Raw genomic sequence first — 24212 nt, 5'->3', positions numbered from 1 at the left:
TCATAGAGGTTGGCCCAAAATAAAAAAGACCGGCATTTTATGCCGGTCTTTTCCGTTGGGGCGGACTGATCAATTGTCGTTCTCTACCGTGATCTTGATGATGCGTTCTATGTTCTTCAGTTTGCTGTTGTCTATCTTGTTCAGGTGGCGCATGATCTTGGACAGGGTTTTCTCCCGCTCGGTGGCCTGGGCGGGAACGCCCTTTTTGTTCTTGTTGAGATCCTCCTCACTGGGACAGAGGTCGCAAAGGTATACATTAAGGGCATTAGCCACCTTCTCCAGGGTCTTGATGGTGGGGTTGACCCTGGCCTGCTCGATAAAGCCTATGTAGCGGTAATCAAAACCGGCCTTCTCTCCCAGTTTCTCCTGGGAGAGCCCCTGGGCTTTCCGCAGCTTGCGGACCCGGTCGCCCAACAATCTGATGAAAGTATCCATGATGTCATCCTTATTTATGGTTAAAATATATCTATTATTGATGGATACCAATCCAGCAAACACTTGCCTTATCATTATAAGGGGGAAAATTGTAAATGTAAATAGGCGGTAAAATCATTATTTATAATAAAGGGATGCCGCAAGAGGCATCCCTTTATGTGGTAGCGCTACGGGGAATCGAACCCCGGTTTGATGGCTGAGAACCATCCGTCCTAGGCCACTAGACGATAGCGCCGCAGATTATGTGTGAGATCCCGCCTCTTTTATGGTCAAGCAAACCCAGTATTTTAATTGAACAGATGTATATTCTATAATATTATCCCCCAAAAGTCAATAGTCAAAAAACCGCGGGCCTTACCCGGTGCCGATCGGCAAAAGCCGGTAAACCACCCTATCCATTTAGGCTTGTAATTAAGGCTCAACCGGTGTATACTTATCTCAAAGGGGTGGCCGGTATTGATGGCCCTGACCTTAATTAAATAATAGATAATGGAAGAAAAAATGAAAAAATTCGATCGCGATAACAAATTTGAAAAAAAGGGTTCCAGCCGACCCCCCAGCCGGGGCCCCAAAAAGTTCGGCCCCCGCGGGGGGAAGGATTTCGGCAAAGGGAGCTTTGATAAACAGATGCATCCGGCCACCTGCGATAGCTGCGGAACAAGCTGCGAGGTCCCCTTCAAGCCCACCGGAGGCAAGCCCATCTACTGCCGTGACTGCTTCAGGAAAATGGAGGGCTCGGAGGCGCCCCGGCGCTTTGACCGGCCCGAGCGCCCGCGGTTTTCCAGGCCCGACCGGTTTGCCCCCCGGGAGCATTCCGGCCAGGGCAGCGGAGACCAGGTGCAAAAGGAGCTGGATAAGATAAATATCAAGCTGGACAAGATCCTGCGGGCCCTGGAGGGCGAATAACTTGTTTTGTAGAAGCGGGCCGAAGCAATTTGCTTCGGCCCGCTTAATTTTCAAGATAGAAAATGGTGCGACTTTATGCTGGATTTATAGTTGACAAATGCTGTATGGAGTGATAGCATTAAAAGCACAGGGCAAAGAAAAGGTCAAATATGGCCCAGCAGTGGATTAACCCCACCCTTCTTCAGAACATCGAATCAGCGATGTTGTTTACCGGAGCATGATCATTGTGAAGATCGAGATCAAAAAGAACTATTTTCCGTTGCTGGCCCTGCTGGCAGGGGCGATGATTGGCCTTCTGGAGGTCTATCAACTGGTGCATACCCGCCAAACTCTGATCGAAAACGCCAAACAGCGGAATGCCAATATCGCCAAGATCTCCGCCCAGCGGTTATCGGGTGCACTCAGGGAGATCGACTACATCATGCGCGGCATCCATGACGATGTCAACGGCAGGATGCCCCGTCTTATAGACGGCCCAAATAAAGAGGCCACGGACAAGCTGAATGCGGTTCTGTTGAAAAAGATCAACACCCATCCCTGGATATTCGGACTGGGTATCATGAATGCCAAGGGCGTCTTTGTCAGCGGGGTTGACCGGTCCGGGCCGGTCAAGGAAAGCATCGGGGCCGACCGCTCGTTCAGGGAGTACTTTTCCTATCTATCATCGCATCCCGACGAGGATATCCACTGTTCGGGAGCGTTCGAAGAACTGAACACCAAGGACATATGGTTCGCCTATTCCCGCGCCATCCGGATGGAGGGGCGAAATGGCCTGTTCGGGGTCATCTATGCCGGCCTTTACGCAAAACAGATGGCCGGTCTTTTTGGGGACGCTGATTTTGCAAATACCGGGGCCATAGCCGTGGTCGATCCGGTCGGGATCTTGTTGCTGCACATACCTAAGATTGCCAAGGCCGAAGGAAAGAAAGCAAACTATCCGGTCTTGGAGGTTTTTTTATCCAAAAGTATAAAAATGCTGCAGTCCATAACTGTGTCTCCCTGGGACGGACAGGAAAGGATTAGCGCCTTTTATAAGGTAGGGGATTTTCCCTATATAGTGGTAGTATCTTCGGCCGTCAAGGAGGACCTCGAGCAATGGAGGGAGCAATGCCTCTATCAGATCGCCGGCCTGGTCCTGATCTTCGGACTGCTGATCGGCATTGCACTGCTGGCCGGCCGGCTATTGAAAATAAAGGATCAACTGGTGGAAAAATCCAAGGAGCTTGAACGGCAGGCCCAGACCGACCATTTGACCGGCATCAGCAACCGACGCCATTTCTTCGAACTGGCCGGGCGGGAGCTGTCGCGAGGCAAGCGATCCAGCAGACCGATGGCTTTTCTGATGCTGGATATCGACAAATTCAAAAAGGTCAACGACACGCACGGGCATGATATCGGAGACCAGGTGCTTAAGGCGCTCTGCAAGACCTGCCTGGGCATGATCCGCAACATAGACATTTTTGCCCGCATGGGCGGGGAGGAGTTTGCCATAGTTCTTCCCGAAACCAACAAAATCCAGGCCCAAACTATAGCCGAGCGTATCAGGGAAAAACTTTCCGAGACATCGGTCACCCTCCCCGGGGGCGATGCCGTCTTCTTCACGGTATCGATAGGCATATCCGCTACGGCATCCAAGGAAGCAACAGTGGACGGGCTGTTAAAATCGGCCGATGTGGCCCTCTATAAGGCCAAAAGATACGGCAGGAACCGGGTTTGCGTCTATAAGGATTGATCGACCAAGCCAAAAGAGGCAACCCAATGGGTTGCCTCTTTTGTATCACTGGCTAGGGTAGTGGACAAAGACCGAATCGCTGTCTGAGAATACAAGGGCTATATCTACATCCCAGACCTTCGGCAACGGACTATTATTCAATTAGCGGAAAAATGATTTTGCCCTACGCCCAAGCGCACCACCCCATCTCTCAACGGAGGTGGGGCTGTTTTAGTTATATCTATATTCGGAAGATTAAACAGATAGCCGGTAGCCGATGCCCACTTCCGTCTTGATCATCCTTTTCCCGGCCGGACCTTCTATCTTCTTTCTTAAATGTGTCATATATACCCTTAAATATTGAGAACGGTCCTCGGCCGCGGTTCCCCATACTTCCCGCAGCAACTGTTTGTGGGTTATGACCTTTCCCAGGTGCTGGGCCAGTATTCGCAGCAGGGCGTACTCGGTGGAGCTTAGGCTGACTTCCTTGTGATTCACCTGAACCACCCGGTTTTTGAAATCAATCATCAGCGGCCCGGCGGCAAAGACCGGATCGACGGTGGTGTCCGCCGCCCGGCGTTGGATGGCATTAAGCCTGGCCATCAGTTCCGGCACGTCGAACGGTTTGGTGATATAGTCGTCGGCTCCCTGGTTGAGGGCTTTGACCTTTTCCTCGGCACCGCTGCGCACCGAAAGGATCAATACCGGGACATTGCTCCATTCCCTCAGCCTTTTCAGGGCATCCTGCCCGTCCATGTCAGGCAGGCCAAGGTCCAGGAGAACCACATCGGGCTTGCGCTGGGCGGCCTCGCTGAGTCCCTGCCCGGCTGTCTCGGCCTCGAACACCTGATAGCCGTGCTCGGCCAGCACCAGGTGTATCAGCCGCCGGATAGCCTTCTCATCGTCTATGATCAGGGCTTTGGTCTTAGGTTTCATTCTGGGCCTCTTCTTTCCCGATTAACATGGTTTCCACAGGCAGGTCGATGCCGAATTCTGCCCCGCCCTCGGGCCGGTTGTTTACCGTTACTTTTCCCCCGTGAGCCTTCACAAAACCTTCGACTATGGAAAGGCCCAGGCCGGTGCCGCCGGTGGGGGCATTGGAAGCCCGGTAAAATTTATCGAACACCCTGTCCAGATCCCGCTCGGGTATACCAGGTCCCTCATCCGTTACTGACAGTTTAAACCTTCCCTGTTTGACGCCAGCCACGATGGTGATTCCAGAGCCCGGCGGACCCCAGTTGGCGGCGTTGATCAGAAGGTTGCATATAGATTGCTCCAGCAGGGCCTGGTCAATTTTCATCGCCGGCACATTTTCCCCTATCCGGACGATGACCCGGTGCCGGGAAAGAGCATCCCCAGCCAGATCTACGGCTGCGTTCACTACATCTTCGACATCGGCCCAATCCAGCTTGGGCCGCACCACTCCGGCCTGGATCCTGGTCATGTCCAGCAGATTATTTACCACTACCTGCATCCGGTGCAAAGCACCGCGCACTTCCGCTCGGGCTTCAACCGCTGCCTCGTTTTCCGGTTTAGTAAGCATAAGCAGGGTTTCAAATCCGGTCTTCAAGGCAGCCAGCGGGGTCTTCAATTCGTGGGGAACGCTGTCGAACAAGGCCCGGCGCAATTGTTCCGAGGCCACGATCACCTCGGCCCGGTTGAAGGCCTGGATGAAATGGTCCTTTTCCAGGATGGCGGCGATCAGCCCGGTCAGTGCCTCCAACAAATCACGTTCGCTGATGTCGAAGGCCCTGCTTCTCACCGGCTGAACCGATATCACGCCGTATATCCCGGTGCGGGCCTGCAGCGGCAGATGCAGTGCTGCCGCATCCGTTAAGGTGTCGGTGAACCGGCCGGCCGGCCGGCCACGGCTAAAAACCCAGGCGGCCACGCTGTACTCCTTGGGGCTCAATTCCAGCGACCCTGCCGGATGTGATTGGGCAGCCAGGCTGCGGTCCGGCTGCCGCAAGGTCAGGGCGATCCGGCTGTTAAGCAGATTTTCCACCAGCCTGGCCCCGGCTTCCAGCCCGGTGTTAAGTTCCGGAGCTAGAGCGGCCTGTTTGGCCAATTCATAAAGCGCGGCGGTCCGGCGCTCCCTTTTCTGCTCGGTGGACTCGGTAGCCTTTAATTTGGCGGTCAACTGGCCGATGGCCAGCGCCACCACGAAGAACATCAAGAACATGGTGACATCATGAAAATTCCTGATGTCAAAGGTATATTGGGGCGGGATAAAAAGGTAATTCCACAGCAAAGCGCAGACGGCCGCCACTGTAAGCACTATGCTTCGCGGGAATTTCAGCCCGGCTATCACCACCCACAGCAGGTAAAGCGGGGCGATGGCAGCATATCCTATGGTCCGGGAGAATAGGAGAAAGATCACCGTCAGAACGGCGGTGATGCCGCCAGCTGCCAGCCAGGCCTGGGGGGTGCCAGAGATTTTCGGCCGGAAGGGGGCTTGTTTGTTGGTCTGCGTTTTATCCGGCTGTACGATGTAGATATCTATCAGGCCGCTATGCCGGATGAGCCTCTGGGCCAGGGATCCGCCGTGCATCAGGGAATGCCACCATGGCTCCTGGGATTTTCCTATGACTATCTGGCTGACATTGTGCTCCCGGGCCACCCGCAGCAGGGTCTGGGCCATATTATGCCCGGCCACGATGATGACCTCGGCCCCAAGCTGCCGGGCCAGGGAAAGGTTGCCGGTCAGATCCTCCGTCTCTGCTTTTCCCAGAGGGACATCGGTTTCGACGTACACCGCCAGCCAGCCGCAGTCCAAAGCCCCGGCCACCCGCCGGGTCCAGCGGATCAGGCTTTCGTAATAAGGGCTGGCACCTATGCTGACCATCAGTCGTTCCCCGGCTTTCCAGGGGCCGTCGATCCCGCGCACCCGCATTTCGTCCCTCAGCGATTTGTCGGTGTGTTCGGCGGCCACCCGCAGGGTCATCTCCCGCAAGGCGGTCAGATTCTCGGATTTGAAGAAATTAACGGCGGCGATGTCCGCGGCCGGCCCCAGGTATACCTTTTTTTCGGCCAGTCGCTCCCGCAGGTCATCAGGTGTCAGGTCTATCACCTGGATCTCATCGGCCCTTTCCAGCAGCGAATCGGGCACCGTTTCATGGACCATCACCGCGGTTATCTGCCGGACCACGTCCGCCCGGCTTTCCAGATGCTGAACATTGAGGGTGGTGTAGACCGAAATGCCGGCGGCCAGGAGCTCCTCGATGTCCTGGTAACGTTTTGGGTGCCGGCTGCCGGGGATGTTGGTATGGGCCGCCTCGTCTACCAGCACCAGCTGGGGCCTTCTTTCCAGCACCGCATCCAGGTCCATCTCCTCCAGCGTGATATCGCGGTAGCTTGTCCTAAGCTTGGGTATCCGGGGCAATCCTTCCAACAGCGCCTGGGTCTCCCGCCGGCCATGGGTCTCCACCAAAGCCGCCACCACATCCCGGCCGGCCTGCAGTTCCCTCCGGGCATCCTGAAGCATGGCGTACGTTTTGCCAACTCCGGCGCACATACCCAGAAATACTTTCAACCGTCCCGTTTGGGAGACCGGGGCCGGGGAAAGGCTATCTTTGGTGTTTTCAGCCATAGAGGTATTATATCTTATCCATTGCCAAATTCAACAAGAAAATGTTGATACGGGGCTGTCCGATGAATCCGAGCAGGGGGTGCTCGGTAAATTCGCCCAAAGTCTGCCGTGCGGCTTCCATCTGTTCCGGGTTCCACCGTCGGGCCTTTGCAATTCCGGCCAGCTGAGCCCTGGCCGCTTCCGGGCTGATATGCGGGTCCAGTCCACTACCGGAAGCGCTGACCATTTCCGGAAAAAGAACCCCGTCAGTTGCGGTTCCTGCTTCCCATGAGCGAATGCGCCCAGCGATCTGGACCCGCAGGGCCTTGCTGGTGGGACCCAGGTTGCTGGCCCCCGAGGGCATGGTGCCATAACCGCAAGCCGATGGCCGGGGCCAGAAATAGGCGGGAGAGTCGAAGCTTTGGGCCAGCAGTGATGATCCCACCACCTCGCCCTTTCTGGTGACCAAGCTGCCCCGGGACGCTTTGGGGAACAAGGTTGTTGCCAGGCCGGTGACCGCCAGCGGATAAAGCAGCCCGGTGATGACCGTCATCAGTAGGAACAGTCTTAATGCGATAAAAAATATTCTTCTCATATCTGCCTTTAAATTATTCTCAGCCAATGGATCATCAGGTCAATAATCTTGATGCCAATGAATGGCGCTATCAGACCGCCCAAACCGTAGACCACCAAATTGCGGCGCAGTAATGCCGCCGCCCCCAGCGGGCGGTAGGTCACGCCTCGCAGGGCCAGGGGTATCAGCATTATGATGATCAGAGCGTTGAAGATCACCGCGCTCAACACCGCGCTCTGGGGCGAGGAAAGCCGCATGATATTCAGCGCAGACAGCGGGCCGGAACGGCCGGCGATCGCGTAAAGCCCTCCGAATATAGCCGGGATGATGGCGAAATATTTGGAAACGTCGTTGGCTATGCTGAAGGTGGTCAATGCCCCACGGGTCATCAGCAACTGTTTGCCGGTTTCCACGATCTCGATCAGCTTGGTGGGATTGCTGTCCAGGTCCACCATGTTGCCGGCTTCCCGGGCCGCCTGGGTCCCGGTGTTCATGGCCACACCCACATCTGCCTGGGCCAGGGCCGGGGCATCATTGGTCCCGTCCCCGGTCATGGCTACCAGCCTGCCCTTGGCCTGTTCCTGCTTGATCCTGACCATCTTATCCTCGGGCGTGGCATTGGCCATGAAGTCGTCCACCCCGGCCTCGGCGGCGATGGCGGCCGCGGTCAGGGGGTTATCGCCGGTGATCATCACCGTCTTTATCCCCATCCGCCGCATCTGGGCGAAACGCTCCCTGATCCCCCCCTTGACCACGTCCCGCAGCTGGATCACCCCCAGCACCTGCCGGTTGTCAGAAACCACCAATGGCGTGCCGCCCTGCCGGGATATGGATTCCACGGCCTTAGCCACCTCATCGGGAAATGAGCCCCCCTGGCTGCGGATCATGCCAAGGATGGCATCGGCCGCTCCCTTTCTGATCTGCCGCACCCGGTCGCCTTCGGTCAGGTCAATCCCGCTCATCCTTGTTTTGGCCGTAAAAGGGACATATTGGGCATGGGGCTCGGACAGGTTCCTTTCCCTTAGGTTATACTGCTGCTTGGCCAGCACCACGATGGAACGGCCTTCCGGTGTTTCGTCGGCCAGCGAGGCCAATTGGGCGGCGGAAGCCAACTCACCGGAAGTGACGCCCCGGGCCGGGATAAAGTCGGTGGCCATCCGGTTGCCAAAGGTGATGGTGCCGGTCTTATCCAGCAGCAGCACGTCTATGTCTCCGGCCGCCTCCACCGCCCGTCCGCTGGTAGCCAACACGTTGCGGCGCACCAGCCGGTCCATCCCGCTGATCCCGATGGCGCTTAAAAGTCCGCCGATGGTGGTCGGGATCAGACACACTAACAAAGCTATCAATGTCGTCATATCAACATTAAATCCCTGTTGCTGTCCCCCTGAAGTCACGGCATATCCCAAACAGGCGGGTACGGTAAAGACCACCAGCAGGAACAACGCCGTCAAACCAATAATAAGTGCATTGAGCGCCTGCTCGTTGGGGGTTTGGCGGCGGTTCGTTCCCTCCACCAAGGCGATCATTTTGTCGATGAAGGAATGCCCCGGCTCGCTGCTGACCCGGACCAATATCCGGTCGCTTAAGACCCTGGTGCCTCCGGTAACTGCACTGCGGTCCCCGCCGCTCTCCCGGATGACCGGGGCCGATTCGCCGGTGATGGCCGACTCGTCAACGCTGGCTATGCCCTCTATTATCTCTCCGTCGGAAGGGATGATATCCCCGGCCTCGCAGACCACGGTGTCGCCCACGTGCAGGTCCACTGGGACCACCGACTCCTCCCGGCCGTCCACCATCTTCCGGGCCTTTCCCACCCGGCGCATGGAGCGAAGGAAATCGGCCTGGGCCTTGCCCCGGCCTTCGGCCAGGGCCTCGGCGAAGTTTGCGAAGATAACGGTGAACCACAGCCAGCTTGCAATCATGATCTGGTAGGACGAGCGGTTGAAGCCCCAGGCTATTGTGGTGTATATCGCCCCGGCAAAAACCACGAACATCACCGGATTCCGCAGCTGGGCCTGGGGAGATAGTTTTTTTAAAGCTTCCCGGGCCGCCCGGATCAGCATGGCTTGGTCAAACGTTTTTATTGCGACATGGTTTGAACTCATATTAGTCCCTTAAAACAGGTTGCCGGTTTCCATAAGCAAATGCTCGATCATCGGGCCCAGCGAGAGCGCCGGAAAGAAAGTGAGTCCGCCGACTATCAGGATCACGGCTATCAGTATGGCCGCAAAAGTAAGAGTGTCGGTGGGAAAGGTCCCGGTCGAGGGAGGCACCGACTTGCCCTGGACCAGGCGTCCGGTTATGGCTAAAACCGGGACGATGACCCCGAACCTTCCCAACAACATGGCTGCACCCAGCCCGATAGTATAGAAATTTGTGGAGGCATTGAGCCCCGCCATGGCGCTGCCGTTGTTGGCTGCCGCCGAGGTCCAGGCGTACAATATCTCGCTGAAACCGTGAGGTCCTCCGTTTAAGAGCGAAGCTAAACCCGACGGGGACAAGCACGACAGGGCCGTGCCCAAAAGGATGACCGCCGACGGCAGCAGCAGGCCGATGCTGGCCCAGATCACGGTATAACGGTCTATCCTCTTTCCCAGGTATTCGGGCGAACGTCCCACCATCAGCCCGGCGATGAAAACGGTCAGCAGGACGTATAACAGCATACCGTACATTCCGCTGCCCACCCCGCCGAAGATCACTTCTCCGACCATCATGTTGAACATCTGAACCAGACCGGCCAAAGGCGCCATGCTGTCGTGCATGGAATTGACCGAGCCGTTGGAAGCGGCCGTGGTGGCCACGCTCCACAGTATGCTGGCCGCCCGGCCGAACCGGAATTCCCGACCTTCCAGGGAGAGACCTGGGACCTGCTTTGCCAGTTGATCGTCTGCCGCGCAGGACAGGGCCAGCCCGCCCCCCAGCATCAACAGCATCACGCCATACAGCATCCATGCGTGTTTTTTGTTTCCGATCATCTTTCCGAACATGAACACCAGCGCCGCCGGGAGCAAAAGAATGGCCAGCACTTCCAGGAAATTAGTAAGCGGGGTTGGGTTCTCAAACGGATGGGAGCTGTTGGTCCCGAAGTAACCGCCGCCGTTGGTGCCTAGTTGTTTGATGGCCACCTGTGAAGCCACCGGGCCCAGCGGAATGATCTGCTCCGTGCCGTTCAGCGTTTTAGCGGTTACATTCTGCCGGAACGACTGGACCACCCCTTGTTGGACCAGGATCAGGGAAAAGAGCAGCGACAGCGGCAGCAAAACATACAATGTGGTCCGGGTCACATCGCTCCAAAAATTGCCGATAGTCTCCGCTGAGTGGCGGACCAAACCCCGGGCAAAGGCCAGCAACACAGCAATGCCGGTGGCGGCGCTTAGAAAATTCTGGACGCCAAGCCCCGCCATCTGCACCAGGGGGCTGAGGGTGTTTTCCCCGGCATAGGCCTGCCAATTGGTGTTGGTCATAAAGCTGACGGCCGTATTAAAAGCCTGCCAACCTGGTACGTTTGGCAGGTGCTGGGGATTAAGCGGCAGGTTATTCTGGGTCAGTTGGAGGATGAAAAGCACGGTAAAGCCTATTCCGTTAAAGGCCAAAAGTGACAGCAAATAGGTTTTCCAATGCATTTCCTTGTCCGGTTGGATGCCAGCCAGTTTGTAGACACCATTTTCAACCGGCCCGATGAAACGGGTGAGGAAACTGCGCTGCCCGTTCAAAACCCTGGCCATCCAGTAGCCGATCAACGGAGCCGTTGCTGTAAGCGCAGCGCCGTAGAAAAGGAAAAAATACCAATCATTTGTTTTCATGCCCTCATTATCCGGCCAAACAGCAGTTTGGTCAAGTTAAATAGGGGTATAAAGGCATTAAAAAAGTGTTAAAAAATAGGCATCATCTTTTATGCAATAAAATAAGAGGCAACCAAATTGGTTGCCTCTTTTCAGTTCGTATGTCTGTATGGCTGAATATCGCCCTTCAAGTCCGAACTGCAATCTGTGAATACAAAGGCTATATCTACATTCCAGACCTTCACTAACATAGCATTGTTCAATTAACAGAAAAGTAATCTTACCCCGCACCATGGTTCACAGCCCCATCTCATAGCTGAGGTGGGGCTGTTTTGGTTCCCTATCCATTTGATATTATCGGAATAAAAACCAGGGAGCCAGAACTTGATGCTATATCGGCAATTCTGCCCAAAATTCGCTACCTTTTCCGATCTGGCTTGAAACACCAACTTTTCCTTGATGCATTTCTACGATATGTTTGACGATAGCCAGCCCCAGGCCGGTTCCCCCCATTTCGCGAGAACGCCCCTTATCAACCCTGTAAAATCTTTCGAAAATACGAGTCAGGTGCTCGGAAGATATGCCCGATCCGTTATCTGATACCCTGATACGAACGATATTATCCTTGAGTTCGACAGAAACCTCTATCCGGCCGCCTTCCGGTGTATATTTGGTGGCATTATCCATAAGGTTGGTCAAGGCCTGTATCATTTTGATCTCATCGGCCTTTATTTGGCAGCTTTCGGGAATATCTTTCACCAATACTGTCTGTTTCTTTTGGCCGGCCGGTTGCTGTATGTTCTCAACAGCCCGCTGCACCAGGTCTTTTAGCAGGACCGGCTGCAGATTGATGGCATAACTTCCCGTTTCAAAAGAGGACAACGTCAGAAGGTCGCTCACTATCCGATTCATGCGCTCCGATTGCCGGTGTATCCGCTCCAAAAAATCACGCATCTGGTCTTTATTCTGATAACTGCCGTCATTGAGCGCCTGGCTATAGCCTATTATGGCCGACAGGGGTGTTTTTAGCTCATGAGAAACATTGGCCACGAAATCCTTGCGGATGTTCTCCAGCTTTTTAAAGTCGGTGATGTCGCTGACCACGATTACGATGTCCGAATCCTGCTTGTTGCTTTCCAGGGGCGAGCCGTGAACCAGATAGCTCTTGTTGCCGACCGCAAATTCGAGGCCGGAGGAACAATGGCGGGACCATTCTCCTATGTCGGGATGGCGTATGACCTCAATAAGCAATCTGCCCTGGCAATCGGAATGTTCCAGGCCGAACATGCGGCAGGCCGGAGCATTTATCATCGTTATTCTTTGGCGATTGTCAATCACCAGCACTCCTTCGGACATGCTTTGCAAGACCGCTGATAGACGGAGCCTTTGTCCGTCACGGTCGGACAGGGTGTTTTCCCATGACTGGGCCAGTGTATTGAGCGATCCGGCGATAAAATCCAATTCCGTGCTTCCCTGGTTGGTAGGTGCCCGGGCGGAAAGGTCGCCGCCGCTTATTCGGGCTACCGCCTCCTCAATTTTATTTATCGATCTGATGACTGAGTTCCAGTAGGTGTTGTAAATGAAGATCAAAAGGGCGGCAGCTATCAGAAACCCGGTTAGCAGAGAAAAGAACAAATGCCAGCGGTAAGTGGAGAAATCGGTGAACGGCCAGGCAATGCGGCAATAACCCCAGGGCTTGCCCCGGACATTAACGGGGACAGCCAGGTAAATCAGCTCCTTCTTTAACGTTTGGCTGTAGCGCAATGAATGCCCGCTTCCGGTTCGGGAAACGGTTCGTATTTCTGGCCGGCCCAGATGATTGTCCATGGCGGCCAAGTTCATGCCGTCCTCGTCGGAATCACCCAAAACCGTGCCATCAGCATCGATGATGGTCATGCGGTACCCGGTGATCCCGGAATAGCCATCAGCCAGAGAATCCAAATCGACAGAAGCGGGACCGGTCAAGGAAATGGAGATATTTTCCGCAGTCAGTCTGGCCAGAGGTTCCATCCCCTTGAGAGTTATATTAAGCAGGTAATGGCGGCTGACCATCGAAAGATAAATGCTCAGCAGGCCTATCATAGAGACTATGGTCAGCAGGGTGAGGGAAAGCAACCGTGCCTTGAGGCTTTTGGCCATTATTTTTCGTCCTTCAATTTGTAACCGAATGATTTTACGGTGGCCAGGGAGGCCTTCAAGAGGGGTATCTTTTCGCGCAGGTGGCGGATATGAACGTCGATGGTGCGGTTGCCCCCGTAATAATCCATGCCCCAAACCGCATCTAGTATGTTATCGCGCGACACCAGTTTGCCCTTGCGTTGCAGCAGATATTCCAGCAGGGCGAATTCCTTGGCGGTCAACGTCACTTCCTTATTATTCAGGGATACGGTGTGGGTCTCGATATCAAGGAAAAGTTTTCCATATTGAATTTTCTTTACTGCTTCCAAATCCGGTTGGTTACGGCGGAAAAGGGCCTTGACCCTGGCCACCAATTCCTTGGGGCTGAAGGGTTTGGTGATATAGTCATCAGCCCCCATCTCTAGGCCGACGATCTTGTCGGTCTCCTCGCCCTTGGCGGTCAGCATGATTATCGGTAATTTTTTTGTCGGCGGTTCAGATCTCAGCAGGCGGCAAATCTCCAGGCCATCCATGCCGGGAAGCATCAAGTCCAACAATAAAAGATCCGGGACCGAAAGCCGTATCCTACGCAAAGCTTTTTCCCCATCTTCAAAGACCTCTACCGCATAGCCGGCATTCTTCAGGTAATGCCTGACGATATCGGCGATGTCCTTTTCGTCCTCCGCAATATATATCTTCTTGGGCATATCTTAAACATCTCCATATGTTCAGTTAAATAATAGTGTAAATTATATATAAAGTAAAGAGAAAAAAGGTTAAGAGATTGTTAATTTCCGGTTAAATCACATTTAATATGAATTTAATATTACGGTAATCATCTCATAACTGAAAAAGGTTATATTAAGGCAGAATTTTAAAAAAGAATATGGGTAAATCAGATCTACACATCCATACGGTATATTCGGACGGCTCCGGAACAATTGAAGAGGTTCTGCGAAAATCCATCTCCGCAGGACTGGACGCCATCGCCATAACCGACCACAACGAAATAGAGGGCGCCCTTAAGGCCCGGGAGCTGGCGGTTAGATGGGGGCTTAATATTGATGTGATAATCGGGGAGGAAATAACCACCTCGGACGGGCATGTGGTGGGCCTGTTTTTAAAAGACCGGATCCGGCCTCTATTGACCGCCGAGGCCACGGTGGATGAGATCCACCGGCAGGGAGGCCTGGCCGTGGCGGTGCATCCGTTCTCACTATGGCTTAAATTGTTCAAGTGCGGCGGGGTGGGAACCCTGGTGGAAAGCCTGCAGTTCGATGCCATTGAGACGGTTAACGGCTCTCCCACCGAAGGGTTCAGCAATGCCTATACCCAAAAATTCAACTCCAAAATCAGGCTGGCGGGGGTGGGAGGTTCCGATGCCCACACTCCGGAAGCCATCGGCCAGGGATATACGGTTTTCCCGGGAAGGGGAGCAGCCATGCTCTACTCGGCCATTAGGAACAAGGCGGTGCGGGCCAAAAGCGGCAGATCGGCCGGTAAAGCATTATGGGACTTTCTCATGAAATACCTGTGGGGCAAAATGGCCCTGTACGGGCCCAAGGGAGGGGTCATTGACCAGATGGCGGCAAGTTAACGCATTTTTAACTTTGACACAATTTATCCCTAACGCCCGAAAGGTATAATGGCAAAACAAAATCAACATTAAATAAACGTAAGGAGCAGAAATGAGCAAGGTAAAGGTGATGATATTCAGCCTGGCAGTAATGATGGCCTGCCAGACGGCGTTTGCCCAGAGGTCAAGAACAGCGAAGCCGGACACCGCGGTGATAAACCTTCAGCAGAGGATGGAGGCCCTGACATCTCAGGTGAACAGCCTGGGCCAGGAGCTGAGCTCCGCCAAGGATCAATTGAACAAGCAGGAGCAGACCCCGGTCCAGGTGGTGGAAGAAAAGGTTTCAGCCGCCCACGACAAACTGGCCGGGATGGAAGAGAGGATGCTGACCGCCGAGAGCGATATCGGAGGACTGAAGAAGCTCAAGGTCTCGGGATACATCCAGACCCGTTTCGAGTATGTCAATCATGACAAGATCGACAGCGCCGCCAATTCGGTCGACACCAAAGCCGATTCCAGCTGGTTCTACGTCCGCCGGGGCAGAATAAAATTCGTCTACACTCCATCGGCCACGTCGCAGTATTGCATTTATCCAGACTTTTCCAAGAATACCGTTACCCTCAAAGAGGCCTGGATAACCCTGAGCGAGCCCTGGACCGCAATGAAGTTCAACCTGACCATGGGCCAGATGAACTGGCCGTTCGGGGTGGAGATCGAACGCTCCTCATCGGTGCGTGAGGTTCCGGAGCGCAGCACCATGTCGGGCGCCCTGTTCAAGGGAGAGCGGGACCGGGGCGTCAAGCTTAATTTCACACCGGTGAAAAACCTTGGCGTAGACCTGGGTGTTTACAACGGCTATGGAGTGGACAACTCCACTTTCACTTGGTTTGATCCCACCAAGCCCAAGGATGTTGTAGGCCGGGTGCGCTACGACTTCGGGCTGGTGGCCCTGAGCGGCTCCTGGTACGAGGGCCGGGAGAAGTTCTCCTCCAGCAAGGATTCGGCCGACCATTACAAGGGCCGGATGGGCGGGGCCCTGGAGTTCTACCACCAGTTCCTGCCGGTGGGCGGCACCGGCCTGCTGGCCGAGGTGGTCAAGGGCGAATCCCGGGAGAAGGAGGTCATGGGCCTCTATGTGATGGGCATCCAGAACATCGGCGACAAGCTGGGGCTGGCCTTCCGGGTGGACAGCTATGACCCCAACATTTCCTCCGACACCACTACCTTCAATACCACCGCCGCGGCCCTGGAGTACGACCAGACCTCCAACATCTCCCTGGCCGTCAACTACTGGTGGGATGCCGCCGTCCGGCTGACCCTGGCGGTGGACCGCACCCTGTACCATACCAACATGACCCTGGCCCAGAACCCCGATTCCCAGTATAAGACCTACCAGGACGACAAGATCACCGCCCAGATGCAGATCAAATTCTAATATAAATATTTAGGAGATAAGCAAATGAAATTCAAGAATATCAGATTCTGGGCCTCGCTGGCCCTGGTGGTCATCCTGACCTGCAGTTTTGTCATGGCCGGGAAAGCCATAACCATTAAGGGCTCCGATACCCTGCTGATGCTGGGGCAGAGATGGGCCGAGCTGTACATGCAGAAGAACCCCGGGGTGGTGATCCAGGTGACCGGGGGCGGCTCGGGGGTGGGGATCGCCGCGCTGATCAACGGCTCCACCGACATCTGCCAGGCCTCTCGGAGCATGAAGGATTCCGAAAAGAAGAAACTACGCGAGCGCTATTTCAACATGGGCACCGAGATTCCGGTGGCCAAGGACGGGGTGACCATCTATGTCAACGAGAAAAACCCGGTGGACGAGCTGACCCTGGACCAGATCCGGGACATCTACACCGGCAAGACCACCAACTGGTCCCAGCTGGGCGGGTCCGATGCCAAGATCATAGTCTACGGACGCGAGAACAGCTCCGGCACCTACGTCTTCTTCCGGGAATCGGCCATGAAGAATGCCGACTATACTTCCAGCATGCAGTCCCTGCCGGGGACCGCGGCGGTGGTCAATGCGGTGGCCAAGGATAAATTCGGCATCGGCTACGGCGGGGCGGCTTACGCCAAGGGGGTCAAGGAAGTGGCCATCAAGACCGCTAAAGGCAGTTTCCGGCCCACCGCCGAGACCGTCAAGAGCGGCCAGTATCCCCTGGCCCGCGACCTTTACTGGTACCTGAGGGGCAAGCCCAGCGGCGAGATCAAGAAGATGGTCGCTTGGGTGCTTTCCCCCGAGGGCCAGGAAGTGGTGAAAAAGGTGGGATACTTTACCGTAAAATAATATCACCGTCATTCAGGGGCTTGATCCAGGGGGTTTCGCGACCAAAGAGACCCCTTGGATTTCCCGTTATCAAAGGAATCAAGAACATGAGCCTTAAGAAAAGGAGATTCAAATATCTCGGGGAATCCCTGATCGAGGGAAACATCAAGATCACCGCCACCTTCGCCATCGTGGTGGTATTCCTGATATTCCTATTCATCATGAGGGAGTCGCTGCCGATATTCTTCAACAGCGAGGTGCAGCAGGAGATAACCTTCGGCCAATTCTTCAACGGCATCGCCTGGCAGCCGGTGTCGGATAATCCCCGGTTCTCGCTGTGGCCCATCATCCTGGGCAGCTTAAAGGTGACCCTGATCGCATTGTTTTTAGCCGTTCCGGTGGCTATCTCCGCCGCTCTTTATAGCTCGGAGTTCGCCGGGCGCCGTTTAAAGGAATTCATCAAGCCGGCGGTGGAGCTGCTGGCCGGGATCCCTTCGGTAGTGCTGGGCTTCTTTGCCCTGATAGTTATGGCATCTTTTCTAAAAAATATCTTCGGCTGGGAGATCCGGCTAAATGCGGTCAATGCCGGGATAGCCCTGGGCTTTGCCGTCATTCCGTCCATCTATTCACTGGCCGAGGATGCCATCAATGCGGTCCCCCGGTCGTTCCGGGAGGCGGCCCTGGGGCTGGGGGCCTCCCCTTGGCAGACGGCCCTAAAAGTGGTTCTGCCGGCGGCCCTGCCCGGGGTGTCGGCAGCGGTTCTGTTCGGCATGGGACGGGCGGTGGGGGAGACCATGGTGGTGCTGATGGCGGCCGGGAATGCCCCGCTGTTCTCATTCAATCCTCTTAATTCCACCCGGACCATGACCGCCACCATCGCGGCCGAGCTGGGAGAGGTGGTCTTTGGCAGCGGACACTACCATGCCCTGTTCTTCATCGGGCTGGTCCTGTTCCTGGTCACCTTCGCGATAAACATGACCTCCTGGGTGCTGTTCGACGGGCTGATGAGCAAGCTTTACGGGGCCAAGAAATAGGTGACATATGACAAATAAGATAAACTTAAGAAATATCAAAGATAAACTCAAAATTGGCCTGACCGGATCGGCGGTGCTGCTGATCCTGGCCATTCTGGCGATCATACTAGGCACGGTTATTATCGGCGGATATAAAAGCATCAGTTGGGAATTTTTGACCCAAGCGCCCGCCGATGGCATGACCAAGGGCGGGATATTTCCGGCCATATTCGGGATGGTATTCTCGCTGATGCTGATGCTGATCGCGGTGGTGCCGGTAGGCGTGGCCACCGCAGTCTATTTACATGAGTACGCCCGGCCCGGTTTCATTCTGACCAAGCTGATCCGCGGGGCGGTCAACAATCTGGCCGGCGTCCCCTCCATCGTCTTCGGCCTGTTCGGGCTGGGTTTTTTCATCCAGTTCATCGGGGGGGGGCTTGACCACTCGCTGGGACAGACCGGCCTGTTCGGACAGCCATGCATACTTTGGGCCTCGCTGACCCTGGCCTTGATGAACCTGCCGATGATCATAGTGGCCACCGAGGAGGCTCTCCGGGCCATTCCCCAGGCGGAACGGGCCGGAGCCCTGGCCCTGGGCGCCACCAAGTGGCAATCGATAAGGCATGTGGTGCTTCCCCAAGCCATCCCCGGCATCCTGACCGGAGTGGTGCTGGTCATCAGCCGGGGGGCCGGTGAGGTGGCTCCAATCATGTTCACCGGGGCGGCCTATTACCTGCCGTACCTGCCCAAGCTGCCCACCGACCAGTTCATGACCCTGGGCTACCATATATTCGTAATGACCACCCAATCGCCGGATATAGACGCCACGGTGCCTATAGCCATGGGAGCCACCCTGGTACTATTGGCCCTAACCTTTTCGCTAAACATCATCGCCATAATCATAAGATCCCGCACCAGAAGCCAGCTTAGAAAGGGAAGATAATATGCAGACCGGAAACAATAGGTTGGAAATAAAGGAATTCAACCTATACTACAATCGCACCAAGGCCCTGGAGGATATTTCGATGATGATCCCCGAAAAGAAGGTGACCGCCATCATCGGGCCGTCGGGCTGCGGGAAGTCGACCCTATTGCGGTCAATAAACCGGATGAACGAAATGATCGACGGCGTGACGGTAGAGGGGCAGATCCTGCTGGACGGGGAGGACATCTATCAAAGGGATATAGATGTGGTGGAGTTGCGACGCAAGGTGGGCATGGTCTTTCAAAGGCCCAATCCCTTTCCGAAATCTATATTCGAGAACGTGGCCTTCGGGGTAAGGATGGGCGATAACGTTCCGGCCAAGGAAAAATTGGAAGAGGTGGTGGAGCGGTCATTAAAGGAGGCCGCCATCTGGGACGAGGTAAAGGATCGGCGGCACCGTTCGGCCATGGAGCTGTCCGGCGGACAGCAGCAGCGGATATGCATCGCCCGCGCTTTGGCGGTCGAGCCGGAGGTCATCCTGATGGACGAGCCGGCCTCGGCCCTGGACCCCATTGCCACTGCCAAGATCGAAGAACTTATATTCCGCCTCAAGGAAAAATATACCATTGTCATCGTCACCCATAACATGCAACAGGCCGCCCGGGTGTCAGATTTCACCGCTTTTCTGATGCTGGGCAAACTGGTGGAATTCGGCCCCACCGAGAAGATGATGACCAATCCAGGCAACAAGCTGACCGAAGAATATATCACCGGAAGGTTCGGATGATTTGAATGACATTCAATAAATAAAACAAAAGGAACGGCATTATGGAACAAAGAAGACACGTCGACCGTGAGCTGGAGCAGATAAAGGAAAAACTGCTTTTGATGGCGTCCAAGGCCGAGCAGATAATCAGCCAGGCGGTGGAATCGCTTTTACATAGGGACCTGGCCAAGGCCGAGCAGATCATGGCCTTGGACAGGGAGATCGACAGGCTGGAGATAGAGATAGAGAACGACGCCATCTCGTTGATAGCCCGCCACCAGCCGGCCGCTAAAGATCTGAGGCTGCTGATCGGGATAATAAAGATAAACAACGATATCGAGCGCATCGGCGACCACGGGGTGAATATCGCCCAATGCACCCTGAAGCTGGGCCAGGAGCCGCCGTTAAAGCCCCTGGTAGATATTCCCCGGATGGCACATTTGGTTGCTTCGATGCTCAGGGATAGTTTGGATAGCTTTGTCCATGAGGATGTGGAAAAGGCCCGTCAGGTTTGCGCCACCGACAGCCAGGTAGACCAGCTTAAGGATCAAACCTTGCGGGAACTGATGACCTATATGTTCGAGAAGCCGAAAGCCATCAGCCGGGCCCTGGGGCTGATACTGATCAGCCGCAATCTGGAGCGGATAGCCGACCTGTCTACCAATATCAGTGAAGAGGTGATCTACATTTGCCAGGCCAAAGTCATCAAGCACCATCAGGAGAAATGAAATGGAAAAAACAAAAATTCTGTTCATCTGTCGCCATAATGCGGCCCGCAGCCAGATGGCCGAGGCCCTGCTCAATCACCTGGCGGGGGATCGTTTTAAGGCCGATAGCGCCGGCCTGGAGCCCGGGGAACTGAATCCATATGCTATACGGGCCATGGCCGAAATGGGAATAGATATATCAGGGAAAAAAGCACAAAGCGTTTTTGATCTATACCTCAAGGGGCAGCTGTATAATTATGTAATAACGGTGTGTGATATCAAAGAAGAAGATAAATGCCCGGTCTTCCCCGGCATAGCTCAGAGGCTGCAATGGAGTTTTCCGGACCCCGGCGCTTTTACCGGCCCGGATCAGGAGAAACTGAAAAGGACCATTGCGGTCAGGGACAGCATAAAAAAAGCCGTCGAAGATTTCATCAAACAGATCAATAAACCAAACCATCCTGATACGGGTGGAATTTCCTAGCAGGGTTAAACCCTCTAGTCTGGTCTACTATGTGTCTTCCGTCGTGAAAGCCCATTGGCATAATGCCAATGGGCTTTGGTATTTTATCCATGAACCAAACAGTATAAAACATGATAAGAAAAAGCAAGGATAATCGTTGAATTGTCTTGCTTTGTAAAAATAGTGGCTGAGGGGCAGCCCGCCTGCGTTGTGATAGCAATATGCGCAAACTTCGGCGGACAGGGGATTCACCGCCTGAGGCATGATATGGGGTATAAAATGCGGCGGATCAGCCGCCGCTGGGTTTCTTGCCTAATATCAGGCCGAGAACCCCGACATTTATCGGTAGCGGGGTTTTTTTACGGGCAAAGCAAAAAGACTGCGAATTTAACCGCAGTCTTTTTATGGCTGGGGGACAGGGATTCGAACCCCGATACCATGGTCCAGAGCCATGTGTCCTGCCGTTGGACGATCCCCCAATGTATGAATAATCAAGAGAGGTAATTATATATCAAATCAGGACGCTTGTCAATTAAGAAAATCATAACGCGGCCATTTATGATGTACACTTTGGTGGGTTGACACTAACCGATAATTCTGTTAAAATATGATGTTTTGGCAAGTAAATTTAAATACCATATAGAAGGGATCCTGCCATGAAAGTGTTGAAAAAACCCATCTTAAGGGGTGCTTTCCCAGGGCCCAAGGCCAGGGCCATCGTGGAGCGCGACCATAAGTCATTGTCCCCTTCCTACACCCGTTCCTATCCGGCGGTCATCGAAAAAGCCCAGGGCGTCTGGATGACAGATGTGGACGGCAATGTGCTGCTGGATTTCTGCGCCGGCATCGCGGTCAATTCCACCGGGCACTGCCATCCCCAGGTGGTGAAGGCCATCACCGAGCAGGCAAATAAATTCCTTCACTATTCGGGCACCGATTTCTATTATTCACCGGAGGTGGAATTGGCCGAAAGGCTGAATGCCGTATCCCCCACCGGAAAGGACAACCGGGTGTTTTTCTGCAACTCCGGGGCCGAGGCGGTGGAAGGGGCCCTGAAGCTGGCCCGCTATTACACCAAGCGTCCCCAGTTCATCGCCTTCATCGGGGCCTTTCACGGCCGGACCCTGGGGGCGGTCTCCTGCACCGGTTCCAAGACCACCCAGAAGAAGGGCTTTTTTCCCACCATGCCGGGAGTGACCCATGTGCCCTACCCCAACTGCTATCATTGTGTCTTCAACAAGACCTATCCCGGCTGCAAACTGGAGTGCATCAAATACATCGAAGATGTGGTGCTCAAGACCATATTGCCGCCGGAGGAAGTGGCGGCCATCGTTTTCGAGCCCATCCAGGGCGAGGGTGGATATGTGGTGCCCCCCAAGGAGGCGGTGGTGGCCCTGCGCAAACTGGCCGACAAGCACGGCATGCTGCTGATATCCGATGAGATCCAGTCGGGCATGGGCCGGACCGGCAAGTGGTTCGCCATGGAACATTTCGGGGTAAAACCCGACATCATCACCATGGCCAAGGGTATAGCCTCGGGTATGCCGATGGGAGCCATCATAGCGTCGTCCCAGGTCATGAGCTGGAAGCCGGGTTCCCACGGCAACACCTTCAGCGGCAACCCGGTATGCTGCGCGGCCGGCATTGCCACCTACGAGATCATCAAGAAGGACCTGATGAAGAACTCGGCCGTGGTGGGAAATTATATGATGGCCGAGCTGAAGAAGATGCAGAAGAAGCACCCGGCCATCGGCGACATCCGCGGCAAGGGGCTGATGATCGGAGTGGAGCTGGTCAAGGACCGTAAGACCCGGGAGAAGGACCACGACCTGATGGAGGCGGTGGTCCAGGAGGCCTTCAAACGCGGCCTGCTGATGCTGGGCTGCGGCACCAACACCCTCAGGATATGTCCGCCGCTGATCATCACCAAGGAAGAGGCCAAGGTTGGCCTGGATATTCTGGACCAGGTGCTGAAAAAGGTCGCCAAGAAAAAATAACGGCCGATACAACAGATCATTCAACCTTGGGGGCAGAGTGCCGTTATGATACAAATGGACTCTGCCCTTCGTTCTGATCTGGACGCCAAAGAATGATCCACCGGCTGCAAAATCAAACAATATAAATAAAATATCTATTACAGGAGAGAGAAATGGCCAGCAGCAAAGAGCTGATCAGGATCACCGAGAAATACGGGGCCCACAACTACCATCCCCTGCCGGTGGTGATATCCAAAGCCAAGGGCATCTGGGTGTGGGATGTGGAGGGCAAGAAATACCTGGACATGCTTTCCGCCTATTCGGCGGTCAATCAGGGGCATCGCCATCCGGCAGTGCTTAAAGCTTTAAAGGACCAGTTGGAGAGGGTGACCCTCACCAGCCGGGCCTTTCATAACGACAGGCTGGGGCCCTTTCTGCAGAAGCTCTGCAGAGTATCGCAGATGGAGGTAGCCCTGCCGATGAACACCGGTGCCGAGGCGGTGGAGACGGCCATCAAGCTGGCCCGCAAATGGGGCTACGAGATCAAACGGGTGCCCAAGAACCAGGCCGAGATCATCGTCTGCGCCGAGAATTTTCACGGCCGGACCACCACCATCGTCGGTTTTTCCACCGATCCCGATGCCTATACCGGATTCGGGCCGGCCACACCCGGGTTCAAAATCATTCCTTACAATGATACCAAGGCCCTGGAGAAGGCCATTACCAAGAATACCGTTGGGTTTTTGGTGGAGCCCATCCAGGGAGAGGCCGGGGTCAAGGTTCCGGCCAAGGGATATCTTACCAAGGTCAAGCAGATCTGCAAGAAGCATAATGTCCTGTTCATCGCCGACGAGGTTCAGACCGGCTTCTGCCGCACCGGAAGGTGGTTCTGTTGGCAGCATGAGAATGCCAAGCCTGATATCATGATCGTGGGCAAGGCCCTGGGCGGGGGAGTGTATCCGGTCTCCGCCATTCTCAGCTCCTGGAATATCATGAAGGTCATCAAACCCGGCCAGCACGGCAGCACCTTCGGAGGCAACCCCCTGGCCTGTGCCGTCGGCACCGCGGCCCTGGAGGTCCTGGCCAAAGAGAAGCTGGATGTAAGATCACAGCAATTGGGCGATTACTTCCGCTCCCAGCTGGCTAAGATCAAGACCAAGAAGATCAAGGATATCAGGGGCAAGGGGCTGCTGACCGGGATGGAACTGCATGCCTCGGCTGGAAAGGCCCGGCCATATTGTTTGAAAATGAAGGAGATGGGGATGCTGGCCAAGGATACCCACGAGCAGACCATCCGCTTTGCCCCGCCGCTGGTGATAACCAAAAAGGAAGTGGACTGGGCGGTCAAGGTAATAGCCAAAGCCCTGGAAGGATGATACCCCACGCAGCCCAGGCTCAGGCCTGGGCTGCGTAGTTAATC

General features: G+C 54.9%; 20 protein-coding genes and 2 tRNA genes. 12 read left to right on the top strand and 10 right to left on the bottom strand.

The genetic code is table 11. From position 1 onward, the window contains the following. Positions 1-69: 69 nt before the first annotated feature. Both RDU76_05135 and RDU76_05130 read right to left on the bottom strand, forming a co-directional pair. Positions 70-435, bottom strand: a complete 366-nt coding sequence (locus RDU76_05135) for a helix-turn-helix transcriptional regulator (GenBank protein MDQ7798312.1) — start codon at positions 433-435, stop codon at positions 70-72. Between the two features lie 159 nt (positions 436-594). Further along, positions 595-670, bottom strand: a tRNA-Glu gene (locus tag RDU76_05130). Positions 671-936: 266 nt separating this feature from the next. Between RDU76_05130 and RDU76_05125 the strand changes: the two genes are divergently transcribed. Together RDU76_05125 and RDU76_05120 are read left to right on the top strand one after the other, a co-directional pair. Beyond that, positions 937-1341: a CxxC-x17-CxxC domain-containing protein gene (locus RDU76_05125; GenBank protein MDQ7798311.1), complete on the top strand. Its 405-nt coding sequence runs from the start codon at positions 937-939 to the stop codon at positions 1339-1341. 226 nt (positions 1342-1567) lie between these two features. Continuing rightward, a complete protein-coding gene (locus RDU76_05120) occupies positions 1568-3073 on the top strand; it encodes a sensor domain-containing diguanylate cyclase (GenBank protein ID MDQ7798310.1) in 1506 nt (501 codons plus the stop codon). Positions 3074-3307: 234 nt separating this feature from the next. On the opposite strand, the gene RDU76_05115 is transcribed toward RDU76_05120, so the two are convergent. From RDU76_05115 to RDU76_05085, 7 genes are all read right to left on the bottom strand, one after another. After that, the gene (locus tag RDU76_05115; protein ID MDQ7798309.1) at positions 3308-3988 is read right to left on the bottom strand and encodes a response regulator transcription factor; all 681 of its coding nucleotides are present in this window, start codon (positions 3986-3988) and stop codon (positions 3308-3310) included. Then, a complete protein-coding gene (locus RDU76_05110) occupies positions 3978-6641 on the bottom strand; it encodes a sensor histidine kinase KdpD (GenBank protein MDQ7798308.1) in 2664 nt (887 codons plus the stop codon). The genes RDU76_05115 and RDU76_05110 overlap by 11 nt, the downstream gene beginning before the upstream one ends. Before the next feature lie 7 nt (positions 6642-6648). Then, a complete protein-coding gene (gene kdpC, locus RDU76_05105) occupies positions 6649-7215 on the bottom strand; it encodes a potassium-transporting ATPase subunit KdpC (protein ID MDQ7798307.1) in 567 nt (188 codons plus the stop codon). A gap of 8 nt (positions 7216-7223) precedes the next feature. After that, positions 7224-9299 carry a potassium-transporting ATPase subunit KdpB gene (gene kdpB / locus RDU76_05100; GenBank protein ID MDQ7798306.1) on the bottom strand — a complete coding sequence of 692 codons (2076 nt, stop codon included), beginning with the start codon at positions 9297-9299 and terminating at the stop codon, positions 7224-7226. A 9-nt stretch (positions 9300-9308) separates the two neighbouring features. Continuing rightward, the gene (gene kdpA, locus RDU76_05095; protein ID MDQ7798305.1) at positions 9309-10997 is read right to left on the bottom strand and encodes a potassium-transporting ATPase subunit KdpA; all 1689 of its coding nucleotides are present in this window, start codon (positions 10995-10997) and stop codon (positions 9309-9311) included. Between the two features lie 369 nt (positions 10998-11366). Further along, entirely contained in the window at positions 11367-13115 is a 1749-nt protein-coding gene (locus tag RDU76_05090) for an ATP-binding protein (GenBank protein ID MDQ7798304.1), read from the bottom strand. Then, positions 13115-13801, bottom strand: coding sequence for a response regulator transcription factor (locus tag RDU76_05085; protein ID MDQ7798303.1), 687 nt, complete (start codon positions 13799-13801; stop codon positions 13115-13117). The genes RDU76_05090 and RDU76_05085 overlap by 1 nt, the downstream gene beginning before the upstream one ends. A gap of 179 nt (positions 13802-13980) precedes the next feature. On the opposite strand from RDU76_05085, the gene RDU76_05080 reads away from it, so the two are divergent. The 8 genes from RDU76_05080 (at position 13981) to RDU76_05045 (ending at position 20837) form a co-directional block, all read left to right on the top strand. Then, positions 13981-14691 (top strand): CehA/McbA family metallohydrolase, encoded by a 711-nt coding sequence (locus RDU76_05080; GenBank protein ID MDQ7798302.1) that lies wholly within the window; start codon positions 13981-13983, stop codon positions 14689-14691. Positions 14692-14782: 91 nt separating this feature from the next. Then, on the top strand, positions 14783-16105 hold the full coding sequence (locus tag RDU76_05075; protein ID MDQ7798301.1) for a porin: 1323 nt from the start codon (positions 14783-14785) through the stop codon (positions 16103-16105). Positions 16106-16129: 24 nt separating this feature from the next. Further along, positions 16130-16963 carry a phosphate ABC transporter substrate-binding protein gene (locus RDU76_05070; GenBank protein ID MDQ7798300.1) on the top strand — a complete coding sequence of 278 codons (834 nt, stop codon included), beginning with the start codon at positions 16130-16132 and terminating at the stop codon, positions 16961-16963. Positions 16964-17049: 86 nt separating this feature from the next. Continuing rightward, positions 17050-17976: a phosphate ABC transporter permease subunit PstC gene (gene pstC / locus RDU76_05065; protein ID MDQ7798299.1), complete on the top strand. Its 927-nt coding sequence runs from the start codon at positions 17050-17052 to the stop codon at positions 17974-17976. Positions 17977-17983: 7 nt separating this feature from the next. Further along, positions 17984-18898 carry a phosphate ABC transporter permease PstA gene (pstA, locus tag RDU76_05060; protein MDQ7798298.1) on the top strand — a complete coding sequence of 305 codons (915 nt, stop codon included), beginning with the start codon at positions 17984-17986 and terminating at the stop codon, positions 18896-18898. A gap of 1 nt (position 18899) precedes the next feature. Then, on the top strand, positions 18900-19667 hold the full coding sequence (gene pstB / locus RDU76_05055) for a phosphate ABC transporter ATP-binding protein PstB (GenBank protein MDQ7798297.1): 768 nt from the start codon (positions 18900-18902) through the stop codon (positions 19665-19667). Positions 19668-19708: 41 nt separating this feature from the next. Then, positions 19709-20374, top strand: coding sequence for a phosphate signaling complex protein PhoU (phoU, locus tag RDU76_05050; GenBank protein MDQ7798296.1), 666 nt, complete (start codon positions 19709-19711; stop codon positions 20372-20374). A gap of 1 nt (position 20375) precedes the next feature. Beyond that, entirely contained in the window at positions 20376-20837 is a 462-nt protein-coding gene (locus tag RDU76_05045) for an arsenate reductase ArsC (GenBank protein ID MDQ7798295.1), read from the top strand. A 384-nt stretch (positions 20838-21221) separates the two neighbouring features. Here RDU76_05045 and RDU76_05040 read toward each other — a convergent pair. After that, positions 21222-21295 (bottom strand) — tRNA-Gln (locus tag RDU76_05040). 177 nt (positions 21296-21472) lie between these two features. Here RDU76_05040 and RDU76_05035 point away from each other — a divergent pair. Together RDU76_05035 and rocD are read left to right on the top strand one after the other, a co-directional pair. Continuing rightward, on the top strand, positions 21473-22813 hold the full coding sequence (locus RDU76_05035) for an acetyl ornithine aminotransferase family protein (protein ID MDQ7798294.1): 1341 nt from the start codon (positions 21473-21475) through the stop codon (positions 22811-22813). A gap of 152 nt (positions 22814-22965) precedes the next feature. Continuing rightward, positions 22966-24168, top strand: a complete 1203-nt coding sequence (gene rocD, locus RDU76_05030; protein MDQ7798293.1) for an ornithine--oxo-acid transaminase — start codon at positions 22966-22968, stop codon at positions 24166-24168. The last annotated feature ends 44 nt before the right edge of the window (positions 24169-24212 follow it).

Source organism: Candidatus Edwardsbacteria bacterium, from assembly GCA_031082425.1.
In the GTDB taxonomy this organism is placed as follows: domain Bacteria; phylum Edwardsbacteria; class AC1; order AC1; family EtOH8; genus UBA2226.
Note: the sequence above shows the minus strand (reverse complement) of the source record. Positions and strands in the feature narration are given on the sequence as shown.